Raw genomic sequence first — 18,534 nt, 5'->3', positions numbered from 1 at the left:
TTCTCCCTTGCAGCCCGTCCCCGGGCCCGAAGCCGTGCAAGGAGCAGCATCCAGATGTCGTACGAACCTGCACAGCCCTCCCCTGAGCACCAGCCTCCTCGACCGCCGCACCGGCCCCCGTACCAACCGCGCCACCAACGGCCGCAGCCGACCCACCGGCCCCGGTACGAGCCTCCGCACGACCCCGCGTTCCTCCTCCCCTGGCAGAGCTCCACACCCGCACCCCCACCTCGCTGGCCGAGCCCGCCCACCACGCCCGTCCCCGCGCCCGGCCACCACAGTGATCTGCGCAGACTGCGCGCCGCCTACCGCATCCTGCGGCGCGGAGCGACGCTGACCGCACTCGGCTTCTTCACGCTCTTCCTGCTGCTGTCCGCCTTCGCTCCGGGGCTGATGACCCACCCCCTCGGCGGCGGCCTCACCACCGGCCTCGCACTCGGTCTGTGCCAACTCCCGGTGACCCTGCTCGCGATCGCCCTCTACGAGCGGACCGCCCGGCGCACCGTCGACCCGCTCGCCGCCGAACTCCGCAGAACAGGAGGGACCCGATGAACGGATTCGACGAGTCCGCCCAGACGATGTCCCTGGTGGCGTTCATCGCCGTGGCCACCGTCACCCTGCTGCTCTGCGTGATGACCGGCCCGGACCGCGACGACCTCGACGAGTTCTACACCGGCTACCGCTCGCTCTCCCCCGTGCGCAACGGCCTCGCGATCGCCGGCGACTACCTGTCCGCCGCGACGCTCCTCAGCACCACCGGAATCATCGCCCTCACCGGCTACGACGGGCTCGTCGTCGCGCTGAGCACCGCGCTCTCCCTGGTCCTGCTGATGTTCCTGCTGGCCGAACCGCTGCGCAACGCAGGCCGGTTCACCATGGGCGACATGCTCACCCGCCGCGCCCCCGGACGCGCGGTCCGCATCGCCGCCTGCGGAGTCACCCTGGCAGCGCTCGTACCGATGATGGTCGTGCAGCTGGCGGGCAGTGGCGATCTGCTCGCGTTCATCCTCGGCTTCGACAGCTCCGGATTCCGTACCGGCTCGATCATCGTCCTCGGCATCGTGATGATCAGCTACGCGGCGATCGGCGGGATGAAGGGCACCGCCCTGATCCAGATCGTCAAGACGGTCGTCCTCGTGGCGGCCTGCCTCACGATCTCCGTACTGGTCATGAACCGCTTCGACTGGTCCACCACCGCCCTGCTCGCAGCCGCCCAGCAGGGCAGCGGCGCCGGGGCGGCGTACCTCCGTTCCGGCCTGCAGTTCGGCGGCAACGGGCTCGACATGGTCAGCTCCGAACTGACCGTGGTGCTCGGCGCCGCCTGTCTGCCGCACATCACCATGCGCATGTCGAGCGGCCGCAGCGCACAGGCCGTCCGCCGCTCACTCTCCTGGGCGGTCTCGGTGGTCGTGGGTCTCTGCCTGCTGCTCACCGTGATCGGCTTCGGTGCGGCGGCACTGGTCGGCCACAACCTCATCGTGGCTGCCGGAGCGCAGGGAAACGGTTCGATCCTGCAGGTCAGTGGCGTGGTCGCGGGCAGCGGTGAGCTCGGTGCGCTGGTTGTCACCATGATGACGACAGCCATCTTCCTGACGCTGCTCGCCTCGGTCGCCGGAATGATCCTGGCCTGCGCGAACTCTCTCGCCCACGACCTGTTCGCCCACGGGCTGCACGGGATCCGCAACCGCGCCAAGGAGCCGGTCGAGGACCGCATCGAGATGGGCACGGCGCAGGCAGCGGCGGTCGGTGTCGGCCTGGTCGCCATCACGCTCGCCGTGCTGGCCCGGCACTGGAACGTCCAGGCGCTGGTGACACTCTCCTTCTGCATCGGGGCGTCCGCACTGGCCCCGGCGCTGGTCTACAGCATGTTCTGGCGGCGCTTCACCCGCACGGGGCTGCTGTCCACCCTCATCGGCGGCACCGTTGCCGTGCTGGTGCTGATCACCGGCACGAATCTGGTCTCGGGCTCGCCCGGGTCGGTCTTTCCCGGACGCGACTTCAACTGGTTCCCGTTCACCACGACGGGGCTCGTGTCGATCCCGGTCGGTTTCCTGGCGGGCTGGCTGGGAACGGTGTTCGGCGGGCGCACGGCCGCCGAGGAACGCAGGCTGTACGAGGCCGAGGAGCCGTGGATCCTGGCGGGCGCACCCCCGGCAACGCCGCGTCGGGCGGGGTAGGACCGGGCCGCACCCGCTCAAGGGCACTGAACAGGTGCGCCGGTCCCGCGGCGCCCGGTCCTACGACGCTCGGTCCTGCCGCGCCCCGTCCTACGACACTCGGTCCCGCCGCGCCCGGTGCCGCGACGCTCAGCCCTCCGCCGTGGCCCCACGCCCGGTGAGAGCCGCGAGCGAGTTCCGTACGTGCGCCATGTGCGCCTGGACCTCCTCGCGGCCCTCTTCGTGCTCCCGCAGGATCCGCTCCGTCTCCCGGACCAGCCGCTCCTCGCGCACCCGCGCCTCCGCGATCAACTCTGCGGCCCGCGCCTCCGCGTCCTCCTGGCCGTGCCGCGCGGCCTCCTGCTCCTCGGCCAGCGCCCGCCGCGCCTCGGCCAGCCGAATCTCCGCCTGCTCGGTCAGCGCATCGTGGTGCGCGGCCTGCGCCGCTTCGGCCTCGGCCAGCTCCCGCTCGGCCGCCTTCCACCGTTCGGTGTGCTCCTGCTCCTGGTTCGCCAGCACGGCCGCCGTGCGGCGGCGCGTCTCGGCCACCGCGGCCTGCGCCTCGTCGCGTACTTCTCCGGCGTCCTCGAGAGCCGCGGCAAGCATGTCGTCGGCGCTCCGCTGCGCCGTGGACACCGTCTCGTCGGCGTGCGCCCCGGCGGCCGCCCGCATGGCGTCGGAGTCCGCGCGGGCCGTGCTGCGGAACGCGCGAGCCGCCGCGTCCGCCGCGTCCCGCAGCGCCTGCGCCTCCTCCAGCGCGGCACCGCGCACGGCCTCCGCCTCGGCCTCGGCGAGCGCCAGCATCTCCTGCGCCCGCTCGCCGAGCGAGACGTACGTCTGCGGGGCGAGCGTGGCAACGACCTCGGCAAGCCGGGCGGACTCGCCCTCCAGCTCCTCGGCCAGCGCGGTCAGCCGGGCCAGCAGCTCCCAGGCATCGTCCCGCGCCGTCGACAGGGCGGTCACCGTCCCGTCCACCTGCTCCGGGCGGTAGCCACGCCCGCGCATCACGACGAAGCCGTGCGCGGACACCGGTGCAGCACTCATCTGAAGCCTTTCTCCGACTCTCCGAACACCAAGCAATACGTCAAGGATGCGGCAATTGGCAGAGAAGTCGGAATCGTTTCGGTACTTTTCGGACGGAAGCGACGGGTGTCACAAGACGGTCGATCACAGACGCAGAGGCGCCCGGACCCCTTTCGGAGTCCGGGCGCCTCGTACGCGGCAGGTCGGATCAGGTCAGATCAGCCCGTCCCACATCTGCTCGAGCAGCACCGACCACCAGCTCTCCGGCGACGCCAGCGCCGCCGCGTCCAGCGCCACCAGCTGCGCCTGGAAATCGACTGTCCAGCGGCCCGCCTGCTCCGGGTTGAGGCCGAAGCGGAGCCGCCACATCCGGCCCAGGAGTGCCATCGAACGGATGAACTCCGGCAGCCCCGTGTTCACGAACTGCGGCGGTACCGGCTGCCCGCCCGGACCGGCCTCGACCGGCACGGCGACGATGTTCGCCGTGCCGTACTGAACGCAGATCGCCCGCCCGAAGTCGGACCCCATGACGAGGTACGCCCCCGCGTCGGCGGCCGGCTGCACCTGCCGCTGCGCGGCCAGCTCAGCCAGCGTCGGCACCACCGGCTGACCCGGCTGCGCCCAGAAGAACGGCCCGAAGTCGGCGGGCAGCCCCGCCCACACCAGCGTCCGCGCCACGACCTCGGGCACCCCCTGACGGGACACCGCGCGCTGGTCGAAACGGAGCACGCCCTGCGGCCCGAAGGACTGCAGCAGCTCCTCCGCGATGGCCTCCGGCGGGATCGGCATCGCGGGCGGCATCTGCGGCAGCGGGGCCCGTACCGGAGCCGGACGCGCCGGACCGTCCGCGACCTGGTGCAACTCGCCCTGGTGCGTGAGCAGATGCTGCATGCCCTGCTGACGGCTGGCGTGATCAGTGCCGTACGGGGCGACGCTGGTGATCCGCACCTGCGGCCAGGTCTCCCGGATCATGCGCGCACAGTAGCCACCGGGCAGCTCGCACGACTCCAGCTCGGTGTGCAGCTCGATGACCTGCTGCGGCGGCACGTTCATGGCCCGCAGCTCGTGCAGCATCTGCCACTCGGGGTGCGGGGTGCCGGGCGCCGAGCGGCGGATCAGCTGCTGCTCGCTGCCGTCGGGCGCGCGGAAACGCAGGACCGCCTGGTAGCCGGGGCCGACGGTCGGCTGACCGGCGGGCGCCTGCGGATAGCCGTACGCCGGGGGCGGCGGGGTGTGCGGATTCGGCGGTACGGGACCGGGGGCGCCACCCGGAGGCATACCGGGAGCTCCGGGCGGACCCGGCGGCTGCGGCGCGGACGGCCCGGCCTGTCCGGGGCCCGCGAGCATCGTGGCGGCATGGTGCGCGCCGCCACCGGGCGGCGGCGTCGAACCAGGAGGCGCGGGCGGACCAGGAGGCTGCGGCGCACCAGGCGTGCCGGGCGCACCGGGCGGCCCCGGCGGCCGAGGCGCGGTCGGGCCACCCATGCCGCCCGGGTCGGCGAACATCGTCTCGGCCTGATGCACCCCGCCACCGGGCGGCGGCGTCGAACCAGGAGGACCGGGAGGCGCCGGCGGACCAGGAGGCTGCGGCGCACCAGGCGTGCCGGGCGCACCGGGCGGCCCCGGCGGCCGAGGCGCGGTCGGGCCACCCATGCCGCCCGGGTCGGCCAGCATGGTCGCGGCGTGGTCGAAGCCACCGCCGGGCGGCGGCGTCGAACCAGGAGGACCGGGAGGCGCCGGCGGACCGGGCGGACCGGGAGGCTGGGGCGCGCCGGGCGGGCCCGTCTGCGGGACGAGCTGCGTCGGCAGGTAACCGCCCGCCGGAACGCCGGGCGTACCCGGGCCCGAGGGCGGCGGCACCGGCGCACCCGGCCTGACACCCGGCGTACCGGGTGCGCCGGGCGGCGGCGGAGTCGTCGAACCGCCCCCGCGCGCACCGCGCGGAGGCATCACGGCCTTACTGGTCGCCGCGTCCGCGATGTCACCACTCCCCGGAACGCCAGGGACCGGAGATCCAGGGCCGGGCGCGCTCGGCCCCTGCGGGTTCAGCCCCGGAGCGACCGCCGTACGCGGCAGCCCGCTGCCACCGGACATCAGCGCGGTCGGCGCCTCCGCCGACGCCGCCGGCGGCGGGGTGTCATCGTCATCGGCACCCGAGAGCGGCGGCGCGAACACGGTGGCCGGCAGTGCGACCGCCCCGTCGTCGGAATCCGCGTTGGTGTCGGTCCCGGCCCACGGGGCGGCCCCCGTCGGCGCATTCGGCGCGGCGGCCGGAACGCCGTCCTGAGCGGTGGGCTCGTACGCGGCCTGCGCACCGGCACCGGACCACGGCGACCCGCCGGACGGCAGCCCGGACCCGCCCGCGGCCTCGGGAGCAGCAGAAGAAGGGGAAGGAGCGGAGGGAGCGGCAGAACGCGCGTCCCCGGACCGCTCCGCCCGCTGGTCCGGAATCCCGAGCTTGTCCGCCGCCTCCTGAAGCCACTCCGGGGGGCTCAGCAGGAACGACGTCTGATTCAGATCGATGCGCTGCGGCGGCTCCGGAGCGGCCGGGGCCGCGTCGGGTGCGCCGTACTCCTCCTCGTACCGCCGGATCACCTCACCCACCGGCAGCCCGGGCCACAGCGTGGCCTCACCGCTGTCCCGGGCGATCACCAACCGCTGACGGCCGCCGTCCGAGACCGGACCCTCCGCACGGTCCTCGGCCCACACCACGAAGCCCAGCTCGAACTCGCGGACCCGCACCTCACGATGCTGATACGCGGGCACCTCACCGTTGACCCACTCTTCCGCGCGCTCCTGCGCCTGCGCGAAGGTCACCATCGCGCTCACCCCTCCACCGGGACGGCGTACGCGAAGCCGCCGTCCACCATCAGGTTCGCCACGGTCTCCAGCTCCGGTGGATTGCCCGCCAATCGCTGCAGGAAGGCGTCGAAGTCCGCACCGCAGGGCAGCAGCAGCCGGTCCACGCGCTCCTGCACACTCCAGCCGTCCCGGTCCCTGGCATCGTCGTACGCGCAGAACCAGACCGATCCGACACCCTCGCCCCGGACCTTCACCGCGAGGATGCCGCCCTGGACGAAGCCGACACCCAGGTAGTCCTTGGTGAGATGGTCCCGCAGACACTTGTTGACGTACACCAGGTCGTTCACGCCGGCCTCCTCGCGCACCGTGAAGAACGGCTGGTCGACCAGGAGACCCAGCTCCGCGTCGAGCGCCGCACCCACCGGAGCCGAACCGCCCGCCGCCTTCAGGAACGAGCGGTACGCACCCGGCAGCCGGTAACCGAGGTCCTCCTCGACGCCCAGGATCTGCTGCTCGCTGACCGCCACCGCCCCCTTCGGGAGACGGAAATGCGCGGGCCGGGTCTCCTGCAGCGGACGCGTGCCCCGCTTGTTCTGGTCGACCGGAGTGGTGGCGAGACCACCGTGGTGCCTCAACAGCGCCTTGACCTCGACCGGAACGAGCTCCATCCGACGGCCGCCCGGCACGTGGTGCCAGGTCCAGCCGTGCGGAGTGGCAACCGCCGGAATCGTGTCCCACAGCTCATGGCCGGTCGCCGCCGACGCGGCGTTCGCCGAGACGTAGTCGGTGAGCCTCAGCTCATCGACGCCGAAGCCCTGCGGAGGCTCCGCGATCTCGGCGGCGGCCCGTGCGTACGGCGTGAATACCGGGCAGCCGTTCTCGTCCACGCGCACACCCCTGGGGTGGCGGGACGCCCGGACCGGATCCGGGAAGTGCACGACCTGCCCGGCGTAGGCCGCGTTCGGTGGCGCGGCTTGCTGCCCGAGCCGACCTGTCGTCATGGCGGTTGCCCCCTGCTGCGTCTGTCTGATGAGGACCGACCTGCCCATGGGGACGGTCCAGGCACAGCCTATGCGGTGAGGCAACAGGCGGTCTCGCCACTCCACTTCACCCCCGCCTCACCCTCCGCTTCGATCACGAACCGTCACAACTGAGTGACGGACGAGCGACGGTCAGGCCACCTTCCGCGACACGCAGACACGTTTCACCGACCCAGCTTCCCCAGCACCTGGCACATTTGGCAGGCTGTCACCGCAACTCGGGGGATTGCACGGGAGGGACATCCGCACCATGCACACAGCACAACCAGTCACATCCGGGGATCCGCGCCTCAGCTGGAGCAGCACCGAGACCAGCCGCACACCTCGTCTGCTCCACCGCCGCGACGGCATCCTGCCGGCCGTGGCCGCAGCGCTGTCCGTCCGCGGCGAGACACTGACCTGCACAGCCGGCAAAGGCGACCAACCACCCGTACTGCACCCGCTGGTGCAGGACTTCCTCGACACCCTCACCAGCGGCCAGCGCGAACGCTTCACCGGCCGCTGCCCCGAAGCGATACTGCTCTCCCGTCAACTCACCGCCACCGAGGCCGACCGATCAAAACGCGCCCAACGCAAGCCGCTGACCAGCAGCGAGGCCCGGCGCGCACTGAAGCACTCACGGCTCACCGCGCGGCGGATCCGTGAGGACGGCGACCCCCTGCACGGCAGTTACGCACCGCCCTGCCGCTCCTGCACGGCGATGCTCGCCCACTTCGGCGTACGTCCCGTCGACCTCACCACCACCAGCGCGGCGACCACCGCCGAGAAGGGCTGATCGCGCGCCGATGCACGACCGAACCGACGACCACCCCGTGCCCGACCTTCCCGGACAGGCCGACCGTACGGCCCACGCGGACCGCGCCGCCGCCCCCCGCTTCCCCGTCGCCGTCGACGCCGCCCTGCGCTCCGCCGGCTGGCAGCCGGGCCGCTGGGACATCCGGCAGGCGGAGGAATGGGCCGACGCACTGCGCGCCCACACCTCACCCGCCGGGCATCAGCACGCGGTCTTCCCGGCGGCCGTGGAGGCATGGGCGGAATTCGGCGGACTGCACATCACCGCGTCCGCGCCGGGCCGGCAGATCGCACCGGCCGCGGTGCGCATCGACCCGCTGAGCGGACTCCACCTGGCCCGCACACTCGGCGACCTGGGGCGGGCGCTGGAGACCGAGGTCAGCCCGCTCGGCGAGGAGGACGACGGGCAGGCCGTCCTCGCGATCGACACCGAAGGACGGGTGTACAGCATCGACCACACCGGGGACTGGTACCTGGGTGCGAGCATCGACCAGGCGCTGGCCATGCTCGTCGGGGGGATCCAGCCGGAGCGGCTGACATCGGGCTGAAGGGCTTCCGCACGATCAGCCCCGCCCCGCGATCGACAACAGGCGAGGCCGAAGAACCGAGCCCGTCGAGTCACACGGCGCGCTGGTCCGGCAGCACCGCCGAAACCCGGAAGCCCCCGGCATCCGTCGGCCCCGACACGAACACGCCCCCCAGACCGAGCACCCGCTCCCGCATCCCCACCAGACCGTTGCCACCGCTCGGCAACCCCGCGTCCGCCGTCACCCCGTCCGTCGGACCGTTCTCGACCTGCATCGCGACCTCCGAACCGCGGTGCGCCAGCCGCACCCACGTCTTCGCACCCGCCGCATGCTTGTGGACATTCGTCAGGGCTTCCTGCACCACCCGGTACGCCGTCTGTTCCACCACGGGGGCATACGGACGGGCCTCGCCGTCCACCGACAGCTCCACCGTCATCCCGGCCGCCCGGGACTGCCCGACCAGCGCCTCCACCTCATGCAGCCGAGGCCCGTCCTCCGCGGCCGCAGCAGCCGCGGCCGCTGCCTGACCCACCGCGGCCAGCGGCACCTTCGCGACCCGGGCCGTCATCGGATCACCCGTACGCAGCACGCCCAGCATCTCCCGCAGCTCGGTCAGCGCCTGCCGGCCCATGTCACCGACCAGCGCCGCGTTCCGCACCGCCTTCGCCGGGTCCTTCGGGGCGACGGCCTGCAGGGCCGCGGCATGCACCACCATCAGGCTGACCCGGTGCGCCACCACGTCATGCATCTCCCGCGCGATCCGGGTCCGCTCCTCCGTACGCGCCCACTCGGCCCGCTCCTCCGCCCGGTCGGCAAGCAGCGACAGTTCCCGCTCCAACGAGTCCGCCCGCTCCCGCAAGCTCTCCATCAGCCGGCGCCGCGCCCCTATGTAAAGGCCGAACAGCACGGGTGGAGCCGTCAGCCCCAGCGACATGAAGAGGGAAAGCACCGGTACGTACCAGTCGCCGGGACCGAAGTTCCCGGCGTGCACCGAGACGCTCTGCCGCAGCCGCACGTAGGTGACGATGAACGTCCCGACCAGGGACATCCCCATCAGCACCGCGGTGATCCTGCGCGGTATGTCGGACGCGGCCAGTGTGTAGAGGCCGACCAGGCCCATAAGGAAGCCCATCTCGGCGGGCGTCGTCGCGATCGAAACCAGCACCACGGCGATCGGCCAGCGTCGCCGCACCAGCAGCACGGATCCCGCGAGCAGCCCGAAGACGACCCCGAGCGGCACCGGCAGCCCGGCGTCCCCCGCGAACTTCACCCCTTCCAACGCACATTCCAGCGCGGACAGGAGCGCCAGCACCACGTCCAGCGCGATGCTGCGCCGTCGTTCCCACCACCAATATCCGCGAGTGGTCGATCCCGCGCCTTCCCGGTGTTCCCCCGTTGCGGTCATGGCATCCAGCCTACGGGCGGGCGCATCTCATTTTCGGGCGACCTGGACAGCACGCGCCGGGCGCGGACACCGGCGAAACGGTCGACAACCGCCTGAAATAGCGAATCGACCAACCTTTCGACCTGGACGTTCGCATTCCGGACAACGCTTGTCGCATGACGGAGATCACCAGCAAGTACGCCGATTACGAGGCCCTCCGCGAGCAGGCGGTCGCCATGCGGCGCGAAGGACTCAGCCTCGCCAGATACGTGATCGGCTCCATGTCCACAACAACGAGATCCTGAACCGCCTCGTGAAAGGCGAGCCCGCCCCGGAATGGACGAAACGGCCGAACGCCAAGGACGACCTGCGGGACAGGGCGCGAGAGCTGAGGCAGCAGGGCATGACCTACGACCAGATCCAGGCGGAACTGGGGTGCTCCAAGAGCTCGATCTCGCTGTGGGTGCGGGATCTGCCCAGGCCAGACCCTCGCTACTCGCCCACGGAACGCCTTGCGCTCATGAACGCCGGCCTGGCCGGCCTGCACGCCTCACGGGAGAAGGAGCGGGAGGAGACCAAGCGTCTCGCACGCGAGGCCGTGGGCGACCTGTCGGACCGGGAGCTCTTCCTTGCCGGTGTGACTCTCTACTGGGCCGAGGGCTCCAAGGACAAGGCGTACAGCCGACGAGAAAGCCTCCAGTTCATCAACAGCGACCCGAACGTGATCACGCTGTACCTGCGCTGGCTCGATCTACTGGGAGTCACGCACGAACGGAGGCACATGCGAGTGAGCATCCACGAGTCGGCGGACGTCCCCGGAGCGGAGAGGTTCTGGGCGCAGCTGGCAGGGATCCCCGTTTCCGAACTCAGGAGGACGACCCTGAAGAAGCACAATCCGAAGACCATCCGCAGGAACACCACGGAGAGCTACCGAGGGTGCCTGATCATCTACGTGGCCAAGAGTGCCGACATCTACCGTCGCGTAGAGGGGGCCTGGTACGGCATAGTGTTGGGTGCTGATCCAACGGCGAGATGAAAATGTCCGGTTGGTTCGGTTTATTCCCCCGTGGTGTAATTGGCAGCACAGTAGCTTTTGGTGCTATTTGTCCGGGTTCGAGTCCTGGCGGGGGAGCTTTCATGTGCGGGCCCCGACCTCACCGGTCGGGGCCCGCACTCATGTCCGCCCCGTACGCCCCCGGTATCCTTCGGATGTCCACCACCCGAAGCCGAGGGGCATATCTGTGAGCGTCAACAGCCCGGCAGCCGTCGTCGTCCTCGCAGCGGGTGAGGGCACCCGCATGAAGTCGAAGACTCCCAAGGTTCTGCACGAGATCTCCGGGCGCTCGCTCGTCGGACATGTCGTCACCGCCGCCCGCGAGCTGGCCCCCGAGCATCTCGTCGTGGTCGTGGGCCATGCGAGCGAGCAGGTCACCGCACATCTCGCCACCGTCGACAGCCAGGTGCGGACCGCCTACCAGGCCGTCCAGGGCGGCACCGGCCACGCCGTGCGCGTCGGTCTCGAAGAGCTCGGCGGCGCCGTCGAGGGCACCGTGATCGTCGTCTGCGGCGACACCCCGCTGCTCGCCGGCGAGACGCTCGGCGCGCTCGCCGCCACCCACTCGGCCGACGGCAACGCCGTCACGGTGCTGACCGCCGAGGTCCCGGACGCCACGGGCTACGGGCGGATCCTCCGGGACGCCGCCAGCGGGGCGGTCACCGAGATCGTCGAGCACAAGGACGCCACCGACGCCCAGCGCGCGATCCGTGAGATCAACTCCGGTGTCTTCGCGTTCGACGGGCGACTGCTCGCTGACGCCCTCGGCAAGGTCCGTACCGACAACAGCCAGGGCGAGGAGTACCTCACCGATGTGCTGTCCATCCTGCGCGAGGCCGGGCACCGCGTCGGCGCCTCGGTCGCGGCCGACCACCGCGAGATCCTCGGGATCAACAACCGGGTGCAGCTCGCCCAGGCCCGCACCCTGCTGAACCAGCGGCTGCTGGAGCGGGCGATGCTGGCCGGCGTGACCGTCGTGGACCCGGCGACGACAGTGATCGACGCCACGGTGACGTACGAGCCGGACGCGATCGTGCACCCCGGTACGCAGCTGCTCGGTACCACGCACCTCGCCGAGGACGCCGAGGTCGGCCCGAACACCCGGTTGACGGACACCACCGTCCACGCGGGCGCGCGCGTCGACAACTCGGTGGCGGACCGGGCGGAGATCGGCCCGGGCTCGACGGTCGGCCCGTACGCGTATCTGCGCCCCGGCACCAGCCTCGGCGCGAAGGCCAAGGCCGGTACGTACGTGGAGATGAAGAACGCCACGATCGGCGAGGGCACGAAGGTGCCGCACCTGAGCTATGTCGGCGACGCGACGATCGGCGATCACACCAACATCGGTGCCGCGAGCGTCTTCGTGAACTACGACGGTGTGGCGAAGCACCACACGACGATCGGCTCACATTGCCGGACCGGTTCGGACAATATGTTTGTGGCACCCGTCACGATCGGGGACGGTGTGTACACCGCCGCCGGCTCGGTGATCACCAAGGACGTGCCGCCCGGTTCGCTGGCCGTCGCCCGCGGCCAGCAAAGGAATATCGCGGGTTGGGTGGCCCGTAAGCGTCCGGGCAGCGCTGCCGCACAGGCGGCTCAGGCCGCTGCACAGGAGGCCGACAGCGAAAGCTGACCGGAAACGGGTGCGCCGCGCACGGCGTACCGTGATAGATGCTCACCCCATTTCGGCTGGCTCGTTGCACATCGGGACACATGCGTGCAGCGCCAGGAACACGTCTGAGGAGACTGTGCTGTGACCGGGATCAAGACGACCGGCGAGAAGAAACTGATGCTCTTCTCCGGCCGCGCCCACCCCGAGCTGGCCGAGGAGGTTGCGCACCAACTGGGTGTCGGCCTCGTGCCGACGAAGGCCTTCGATTTCGCCAACGGTGAGATCTACGTCCGCTTCCAGGAGTCCGCACGCGGCGCCGACTGCTTCCTGATCCAGAGCCACACGGCCCCGATCAACAAGTGGATCATGGAGCAGCTGATCATGCTGGACGCGCTGAAGCGCGCGTCGGCCCGTTCGATCACGGTGATCGTGCCGTTCTACGGTTACGCCCGTCAGGACAAGAAGCACCGTGGCCGCGAGCCGATCTCGGCCCGTCTGGTCGCCGACCTGATGAAGACGGCGGGTGCCGACCGCATCCTCACCGTCGACCTGCACACCGACCAGATCCAGGGCTTCTTCGACGGCCCGGTGGACCACCTCTTCGCGCTGCCGATCCTCGCCGACTACGTCGGTGCCAAGGTCGACCGGACGAAGCTGACGATCGTCTCCCCGGACGCCGGCCGTGTGCGGGTCGCCGACCGCTGGTGCGACCGTCTGGACGCCCCGCTGGCGATCGTCCACAAACGCCGTGACAAGGACGTCGCGAACCAGGTGACGGTCCACGAGGTCGTCGGTAACGTCAAGGGCCGGGTCTGTGTCCTGGTCGACGACATGATCGACACCGGTGGCACCATCTGTGCCGCCGCCGACGCGCTGTTCGCGCACGGCGCCGAGGACGTCATAGTGACGGCGACGCACGGTGTGCTCTCCGGCCCGGCTGCGGACCGGCTGAAGAACTCGAAGGTCAGCGAGTTCGTCTTCACGGACACACTGCCGACCCCGGGCGAGCTGGAGCTCGACAAGATCACGGTGCTCTCGATCGCGCCGACGATCGCGCGTGCGGTGCGTGAGGTCTTCGAGGACGGTTCGGTGACGAGCCTCTTCGAGGAGCAGTAAGCAGCACTGCGGAAAAGATCCACTTTGGGTGCGGCCTCCCCGCCGGGTAGACTCAGCGAGTTGCTCGGCGAGGGAGGCCGTACTCATGGGTACGGCGGTCCGTTATCGACGCGCTCTTCGTAGCAGGCCTGTCGTGGGCCGGGTGACCATCCAGTTTTCGTCACCCCACGAGGAGTGCAGTCATGGCCGAGATCAAGCTCGCCACCCAGCCCCGTTCCGAGTTCGGCAAGGGTGCCGCCCGCCGCGCCCGTCGTGACAACCAGGTCCCCGCGGTCGTCTACGGCCACGGCGCCGAGCCGGTCCACATCACGCTGCCGGCCCACGAGCTGCTGCTTGCGCTGCGTACCCCGAACGTTCTCATCGGTCTTGAGATCGACGGCAAGAACGCCCTGGTCATCCCGAAGGCCGTGCAGCGCAACCCGCTCAAGGGCGACATCGAGCACGTCGACCTGCTGACCGTCAAGCGCGGCGAGAAGGTCAACGTCGAGATCGCCGTGCACGTCGAGGGCGAGCTGGCCCCGGGCGGCAACCTCCTCGAGTACGTGCAGAACACCCTGCTCGTCGAGGCCGAGGCCACCCACATCCCCGAGTCGGTCACGGTCTCCGTCGCGGGCCTCGACGCCGGTGACTCCATCCTCGCCAAGGACATCCCGCTGCCCTCCGGCTCCGTGCTGGCCGGCGAAGAGGACGCCGTCGTCCTGCAGGTCGTCTCCGCGCAGGCCGAGGAGCCGGCTGCCGAGGCGGCCGAGGCCGAGGGCACCGAGGCCTGAGCCTCGCCTTCCACGCTTCACCTGCTTCACTGACGGGGCGGCGGTTCCTTCTTCGGGGACCCGCCGCCCCGTCCGCCTGTATCCGGGCCATCCGGAACCATCCGTACGCGAAGGAGACCGAGCGCAGATGTCCGAAGCCACCGACCCCTGGCTCATCGTGGGCCTCGGCAATCCCGGTCCCGAGTACGCGGCGAACCGGCACAATGTCGGCTTCATGGTCGCCGACCTTCTCGCTGAGCGGATCGGCGGGAAGTTCAAGCGGGCGCAGAAGGCCCAGGCGCAGGTCGTCGAGGGCCGGATCGGCTCGCCCGGACCGGCGAACCGCCGTGTGATCCTGGCCAAGCCGATGTCGTACATGAATCTTTCCGGTGGCCCCGTCACGGCGCTGCGCGATTTCTACAAGGTGCCGACCGACCACATCGTGGCGATCCATGACGAGCTGGACATCGACTACGGGATGCTGCGGCTGAAGCTGGGCGGCGGCGACAACGGGCACAACGGGCTGAAGTCGATGACGAAGTCGATGGGCTCCGACTATCACCGGATCCGGTTCGGGATCGGCCGGCCGCCGGGCCGGATGCAGGTTGCGGACTTCGTGCTGAAGGACTTCTCGTCCACCGAGCGCAAGGAGCTCGGTTATCTGGTGGACCGGGCGGCGGACTCGGTGGAGTGCCTGCTCGCGGAGGGGCTGGAGCGCGCGCAGAGCGCGTACAACTCGTGAGTTAGCCGTGCAATTCGGGGTCTTTTATGGCCATGGGCTGACTCTGAGTTGACCGAAAGCGTCAGCTTGGCCAAGGATCGCTCCCCATGAAGCGGAGCCCCTCCCACCGCGCCCTCCTGTACGGCCGCAGCGCGGCCATGGGCGGTATCGCGCTGTTGCTGCTCGTCGCGGGCGTCGTGTCGTCCTGGGACTCGGCGCAGCACATCGTCCTCGCCAAGGGCCGTGAGCACGGCACCATGACCGTGACCGGCTGCGGTGCCGATGTCTGTACGGGTCCGTTCGCTCCGGCCGACGGCGCCACCGCCCGCCCGCGCGTTTCGGCGGAGAAGTCCGTCGCGGTGCGGAAGGGCGGCAGGTTCCCGGTCGTCGTGAAGCCCGGCACGGACGTTGTCGTACGCACGGGGCTTCCGGGTTTTCTGCATGCCTGGACGCCGCTGGGCGGTGCGCTGCTGCTGGCCGCCCTGGTCATCGGTGGTGGTCTGCGGCTGACCCGGACCGCCTGGTCCACCGGGATCGTGGGCGCGGCTCTGCTGGTGGCGACGTTCATCGCCCTGTGACAGAACCGCGCCCACGCACTGCCGGGCGGGTCAGCCGGTGTTACGCAGGCCCGCGGCGACACCGTTCACGGTGAGCAGCAGGGCCCGGGCGAGCAGCGGGTCGGCTTCCTCGCCGCGCTCCGCGGCCGCGCGCTGGCGGGCCAGGAGCGAGACCTGGAGGTAGGAGATCGGGTCCAGGTAGGCGTCGCGGATGGCGAAGGTCTGCTGGAGCACCGGGCTGGTGCCGAGCAGTTCGGTCCCGCCGGTGACCTTCAGGACCTCCTTGACCGTGAGCGCGTGCTCGGCCTCGATGTCGGCGAAGACGTGCTTCAGCTCGTCGGGGACGAGCGTGTCGACGTAGTGGCGGGCGATCCGCAGGTCGGTCTTGGCGAGCGTCATCTCCACGTTCGAGAGGAAGTTCCGGAAGAAGTGCCACTGCTCGTGCATCTCTTCCAGGACGGGGTCCAGGCCGGCTTCGCGCAGTGCCTTGAGCCCGGAGCCGACGCCGTACCAGCCGGGTACGATCTGCCGGGACTGGGTCCAGCCGAAGACCCACGGGATGGCCCGCAGGCCGTCGAGTCCGGCGCCGGAGTCCGGGCGGCGCGAGGGGCGCGAGCCGAGGTGGAGTTCGGCGAGCTGGTCGACGGGGGTGGATGCGAAGAAGTACGCGGGCAGGTCGGGGTCCTCGACCAGCTTGCGGTACGCGTCGTGCGCGGCGTCGGAGACGGTGTCCATCGCCGCGTCCCAGCGTGCGAGGGCCTCGTCGGACTGGCGGGGCGCGGTGTGCAGCGCGGACGCCTGGAGGGTGGCCGCGACGGTCAGCTCCAGGTTCTCCCGTGCGAGCGCGGGGATGAGGTACTTGTCGGAGATGACCTCGCCCTGCTCGGTCACCTTGATCTCGCCCTCCAGCGTGCCCCACGGCTGCGCGAGGATCGCGTCGTGCGAGGGGCCGCCGCCACGGCCGACGGTGCCGCCGCGGCCGTGGAAGAGCCGCAGCCGTACGCCGTAGCGGTGGGCGACGTCGCGAAGCCGGCGCTGCGCGCGGTGGATCTCCCACTGGGAGGTGGTGATGCCGCCGAACTTGGAGGAGTCGGAGTATCCGAGCATGACCTCCTGGACGTCGCCGCGGAGGGAGACGAGCCGCCGGTAGGACGGGTCGGCGAGCATTTCGTCGAGGATCACGTCGGCGGCGCGCAGCTCGTCGGTGGTCTCCAGGAGCGGCACGATGCCGATCTTGGCCCAGCCGCCGTGCAGGTCGAGCAGTCCGGCCTCGCGGGCGAGTACAGCGGCGGCGAAGACGTCGTCGGCGCCCTGGCACATCGAGATGATGTACGACTCGATGACCTCGGGGCCGAATCGCTCGAAGGCTTCCTTGATGGTGTGGAAGACGCCGAGGGTCTTCTCGCCCGCGGCGTCCAGCGGGGCCGGGGTCGGGGCGAGCGGGCGGCGTGAGCGGAGCTCCTTGGCGAGGAGCTTCTGCCGGTAGTCGCGCGGCATGTCGGCGTAGCGCCAGGATTCCTCGCCGAGCCGGTCGAAGAGCTGGCCGAGGGTGTGGTGGTGGGCGTCGGCGTGTTCGCGTACGTCCATGGTGGCGAGCTGCAGGCCGAATGCGGAGAGGGTGCGGATGGTGCGGTCCATCCGCCCGTCGGCGAAGAGACCGCCGCGGTGCTCGCGCAGGGAGGTCTGGATGAGTTCCAGGTCGGCGAGGAGTTCGGCGGTGCCGAGGTAGTCGCAGCCGGGGCGGTGCGGGGTGTTGCCGGCGAGGCGCTCGCGGGTGTTGACGAGCTTCTGCCGGATGCAGGTGGCCTTGAGGCGGTACGGCTCCTCGGCGTTCAGCCGCTTGTAGCGCGGGCTGATCTCGGGGAGGCGTTCCAGGTCGGCCTGCAGGGAGGTCAGCAGCTCGTCGGTGGCGCCGGTGTAGCGGATCGAGTTGGAGAGCTGACCGCGCAGGTAGTCGACGAGTTCCAGCGCGTCGGTGATGCCGTGTTCGTGCTGGAGGATCAGTACGTCCCAGGTGACGGCGGGCGTCACGTTGGGGTTGCCGTCGCGGTCGCCGCCGATCCAGGTGCCGAAGGTCAGCGGGCGGGTGCCGGCGGGCAGCTCGACGCCGACCCGCTCCAGCTCGGCCGCGAGGTCCTCGAGCACGTCCCCGACGGCGTTGGCGTGCAGTTCGTCGAGGTAGTAGATGGCGTTGCGGGCCTCGTCGGCCGGCTCGGGGCGGACCACGCGCAGTTCGTCGGTCTGCCAGATGAGGTCGATGTTCTCGGCGAGCCGCAGGTCGTGCCGGCGCCGGTCGGCCTCGATGACGGGGGTGTCGAGCAGCTCGGCGATGCGGCGGAGCTTGTTCAGTACGGAGCGCCGCGCGGCCTCGGTGGGGTGCGCGGTGAAGACGGGCCGTACGTTGAGGTTCTTGACGGTCTGGCGCAGGTGCTCGGGGTCCGCGTCCTTCAGCCGGTCGGCGGTGCGGGCCAGCAGCCCGCCCTCGGCGGCGCGCCGGTCGCGCATCTCGTGGGCGCGGTGGACCTGCTCGGTCACGTTGGCCAGGTGGAAGTAGGTGGAGAAGGCGCGCACGAGCTGTGCGGCGGTCTCCAGGTCCGTGTCGCCGAGGAGTTCGGCGGCGGCCTCGCCGTCGGTACGGGTCAGGGCGCGGACACGCTCGACGAGGTCGAGGAGTTCCTGGCCCTCCTGGCGTACGAGGGTCTCGCCCAGCAGGTCGCCGAGGCGGCGGATGTCGGCGCGCAGCTCGGCGTTGGCGGCGGGGGTCTGGTCGGCACTGCTCACAGTGTGCGGCTCCTTGCAGTGGTTGAGCACCGGATCCGGGGCCGGCGGCCGGCACAGGCCCCGGGAAAGCAGAGTGCGGACCGCGCTGTCCGACTCTCCCAGGATAGGTGTCCGCGCCGTCGGCGCTGCTGTCGGCCCGACCACCGTTCCCCTTCATGGCGGAGGCCCGCAGCTCTCGTGCTGCGGGCCTCGGCGCTGCCATACTTACGAAGCCGTA

General features: G+C 70.8%; 14 protein-coding genes, 1 tRNA gene and 1 pseudogene. 11 read left to right on the top strand and 5 right to left on the bottom strand.

The window, feature by feature from the left end; translation table 11 throughout:
* Window positions 1-54 precede the first annotated feature (54 nt).
* Window positions 55-552, top strand: a complete 498-nt coding sequence (locus tag OG963_RS26955; protein ID WP_030926814.1) for a DUF485 domain-containing protein — start codon at window positions 55-57, stop codon at window positions 550-552.
* Window positions 549-2,177 (top strand): cation acetate symporter, encoded by a 1,629-nt coding sequence (locus tag OG963_RS26950; RefSeq protein ID WP_093776504.1) that lies wholly within the window; start codon window positions 549-551, stop codon window positions 2,175-2,177. The genes OG963_RS26955 and OG963_RS26950 overlap by 4 nt, the downstream gene beginning before the upstream one ends.
* A 129-nt stretch (window positions 2,178-2,306) precedes the next feature.
* Here the strand turns inward: OG963_RS26950 and OG963_RS26945 are convergent, their stop codons facing one another.
* The 3 genes from OG963_RS26945 to OG963_RS26935 form a co-directional block, all read right to left on the bottom strand.
* Window positions 2,307-3,200 (bottom strand): hypothetical protein, encoded by an 894-nt coding sequence (locus OG963_RS26945; protein ID WP_030926810.1) that lies wholly within the window; start codon window positions 3,198-3,200, stop codon window positions 2,307-2,309.
* A gap of 192 nt (window positions 3,201-3,392) precedes the next feature.
* Entirely contained in the window at window positions 3,393-5,999 is a 2,607-nt protein-coding gene (locus OG963_RS26940) for an SUKH-4 family immunity protein (protein WP_371800324.1), read from the bottom strand.
* 5 nt (window positions 6,000-6,004) lie between these two features.
* Window positions 6,005-6,982, bottom strand: coding sequence for an SMI1/KNR4 family protein (locus OG963_RS26935; protein WP_093776665.1), 978 nt, complete (start codon window positions 6,980-6,982; stop codon window positions 6,005-6,007).
* 289 nt (window positions 6,983-7,271) lie between these two features.
* Between OG963_RS26935 and OG963_RS26930 the strand changes: the two genes are divergently transcribed.
* On the top strand, window positions 7,272-7,796 hold the full coding sequence (locus tag OG963_RS26930) for a YwqJ-related putative deaminase (protein ID WP_030926803.1): 525 nt from the start codon (window positions 7,272-7,274) through the stop codon (window positions 7,794-7,796).
* 10 nt (window positions 7,797-7,806) lie between these two features.
* Window positions 7,807-8,361, top strand: a complete 555-nt coding sequence (locus tag OG963_RS26925) for an SUKH-3 domain-containing protein (RefSeq protein WP_319739071.1) — start codon at window positions 7,807-7,809, stop codon at window positions 8,359-8,361.
* Window positions 8,362-8,431: 70 nt separating this feature from the next.
* Here OG963_RS26925 and OG963_RS26920 read toward each other — a convergent pair whose 3' ends face one another.
* Window positions 8,432-9,745, bottom strand: a complete 1,314-nt coding sequence (locus OG963_RS26920; RefSeq protein ID WP_030926798.1) for a sensor histidine kinase — start codon at window positions 9,743-9,745, stop codon at window positions 8,432-8,434.
* A gap of 155 nt (window positions 9,746-9,900) precedes the next feature.
* On the opposite strand from OG963_RS26920, the pseudogene OG963_RS26915 reads away from it, so the two are divergent.
* From OG963_RS26915 to OG963_RS26885, 7 genes and pseudogenes are all read left to right on the top strand, one after another.
* Window positions 9,901-10,760, top strand: a pseudogene (locus tag OG963_RS26915) (hypothetical protein).
* 24 nt (window positions 10,761-10,784) lie between these two features.
* Window positions 10,785-10,856, top strand: a tRNA-Gln gene (locus OG963_RS26910).
* A 109-nt stretch (window positions 10,857-10,965) separates the two neighbouring features.
* Window positions 10,966-12,414, top strand: a complete 1,449-nt coding sequence (glmU, locus tag OG963_RS26905; protein WP_030926794.1) for a bifunctional UDP-N-acetylglucosamine diphosphorylase/glucosamine-1-phosphate N-acetyltransferase GlmU — start codon at window positions 10,966-10,968, stop codon at window positions 12,412-12,414.
* Between the two features lie 120 nt (window positions 12,415-12,534).
* A complete protein-coding gene (locus OG963_RS26900; protein ID WP_030926792.1) occupies window positions 12,535-13,509 on the top strand; it encodes a ribose-phosphate diphosphokinase in 975 nt (324 codons plus the stop codon).
* A gap of 182 nt (window positions 13,510-13,691) precedes the next feature.
* Window positions 13,692-14,279, top strand: coding sequence for a 50S ribosomal protein L25/general stress protein Ctc (locus OG963_RS26895; RefSeq protein ID WP_030926790.1), 588 nt, complete (start codon window positions 13,692-13,694; stop codon window positions 14,277-14,279).
* A 127-nt stretch (window positions 14,280-14,406) separates the two neighbouring features.
* Entirely contained in the window at window positions 14,407-15,000 is a 594-nt protein-coding gene (gene pth / locus OG963_RS26890; RefSeq protein ID WP_030926788.1) for an aminoacyl-tRNA hydrolase, read from the top strand.
* A gap of 86 nt (window positions 15,001-15,086) precedes the next feature.
* Entirely contained in the window at window positions 15,087-15,557 is a 471-nt protein-coding gene (locus OG963_RS26885; protein ID WP_093776496.1) for a hypothetical protein, read from the top strand.
* Between the two features lie 30 nt (window positions 15,558-15,587).
* Here OG963_RS26885 and ppc read toward each other — a convergent pair whose 3' ends face one another.
* Window positions 15,588-18,317, bottom strand: a complete 2,730-nt coding sequence (gene ppc / locus OG963_RS26880) for a phosphoenolpyruvate carboxylase (protein WP_030926783.1) — start codon at window positions 18,315-18,317, stop codon at window positions 15,588-15,590.
* Between the last annotated feature and the right edge of the window lie 217 nt (window positions 18,318-18,534).

It is taken from the genome of Streptomyces sp. NBC_01707 (assembly GCF_041438805.1).
Lineage (GTDB): Bacteria > Actinomycetota > Actinomycetes > Streptomycetales > Streptomycetaceae > Streptomyces.
This window is presented reverse-complemented; position numbering and strand designations above follow the sequence as displayed.

Excerpts from the sequence above, each read along its gene's own strand:
- OG963_RS26955 (WP_030926814.1), top strand. The coding sequence starts at position 55 with ATGTCGTACGAACCTGCACAGCCCTCCCCTGAGCACCAGCCTCCTCGA.
- OG963_RS26950 (WP_093776504.1), top strand. The coding sequence starts at position 549 with ATGAACGGATTCGACGAGTCCGCCCAGACGATGTCCCTGGTGGCGTTC.
- OG963_RS26945 (WP_030926810.1), bottom strand. The coding sequence starts at position 3,200 with ATGAGTGCTGCACCGGTGTCCGCGCACGGCTTCGTCGTGATGCGCGGG.
- OG963_RS26940 (WP_371800324.1), bottom strand. The coding sequence starts at position 5,999 with ATGGTGACCTTCGCGCAGGCGCAGGAGCGCGCGGAAGAGTGGGTCAAC.
- OG963_RS26935 (WP_093776665.1), bottom strand. The coding sequence starts at position 6,982 with ATGACGACAGGTCGGCTCGGGCAGCAAGCCGCGCCACCGAACGCGGCC.
- OG963_RS26930 (WP_030926803.1), top strand. The coding sequence starts at position 7,272 with ATGCACACAGCACAACCAGTCACATCCGGGGATCCGCGCCTCAGCTGG.
- OG963_RS26925 (WP_319739071.1), top strand. The coding sequence starts at position 7,807 with ATGCACGACCGAACCGACGACCACCCCGTGCCCGACCTTCCCGGACAG.
- OG963_RS26920 (WP_030926798.1), bottom strand. The coding sequence starts at position 9,745 with ATGACCGCAACGGGGGAACACCGGGAAGGCGCGGGATCGACCACTCGC.
- OG963_RS26895 (WP_030926790.1), top strand. The coding sequence starts at position 13,692 with ATGGCCGAGATCAAGCTCGCCACCCAGCCCCGTTCCGAGTTCGGCAAG.
- pth (WP_030926788.1), top strand. The coding sequence starts at position 14,407 with ATGTCCGAAGCCACCGACCCCTGGCTCATCGTGGGCCTCGGCAATCCC.
- OG963_RS26885 (WP_093776496.1), top strand. The coding sequence starts at position 15,087 with ATGAAGCGGAGCCCCTCCCACCGCGCCCTCCTGTACGGCCGCAGCGCG.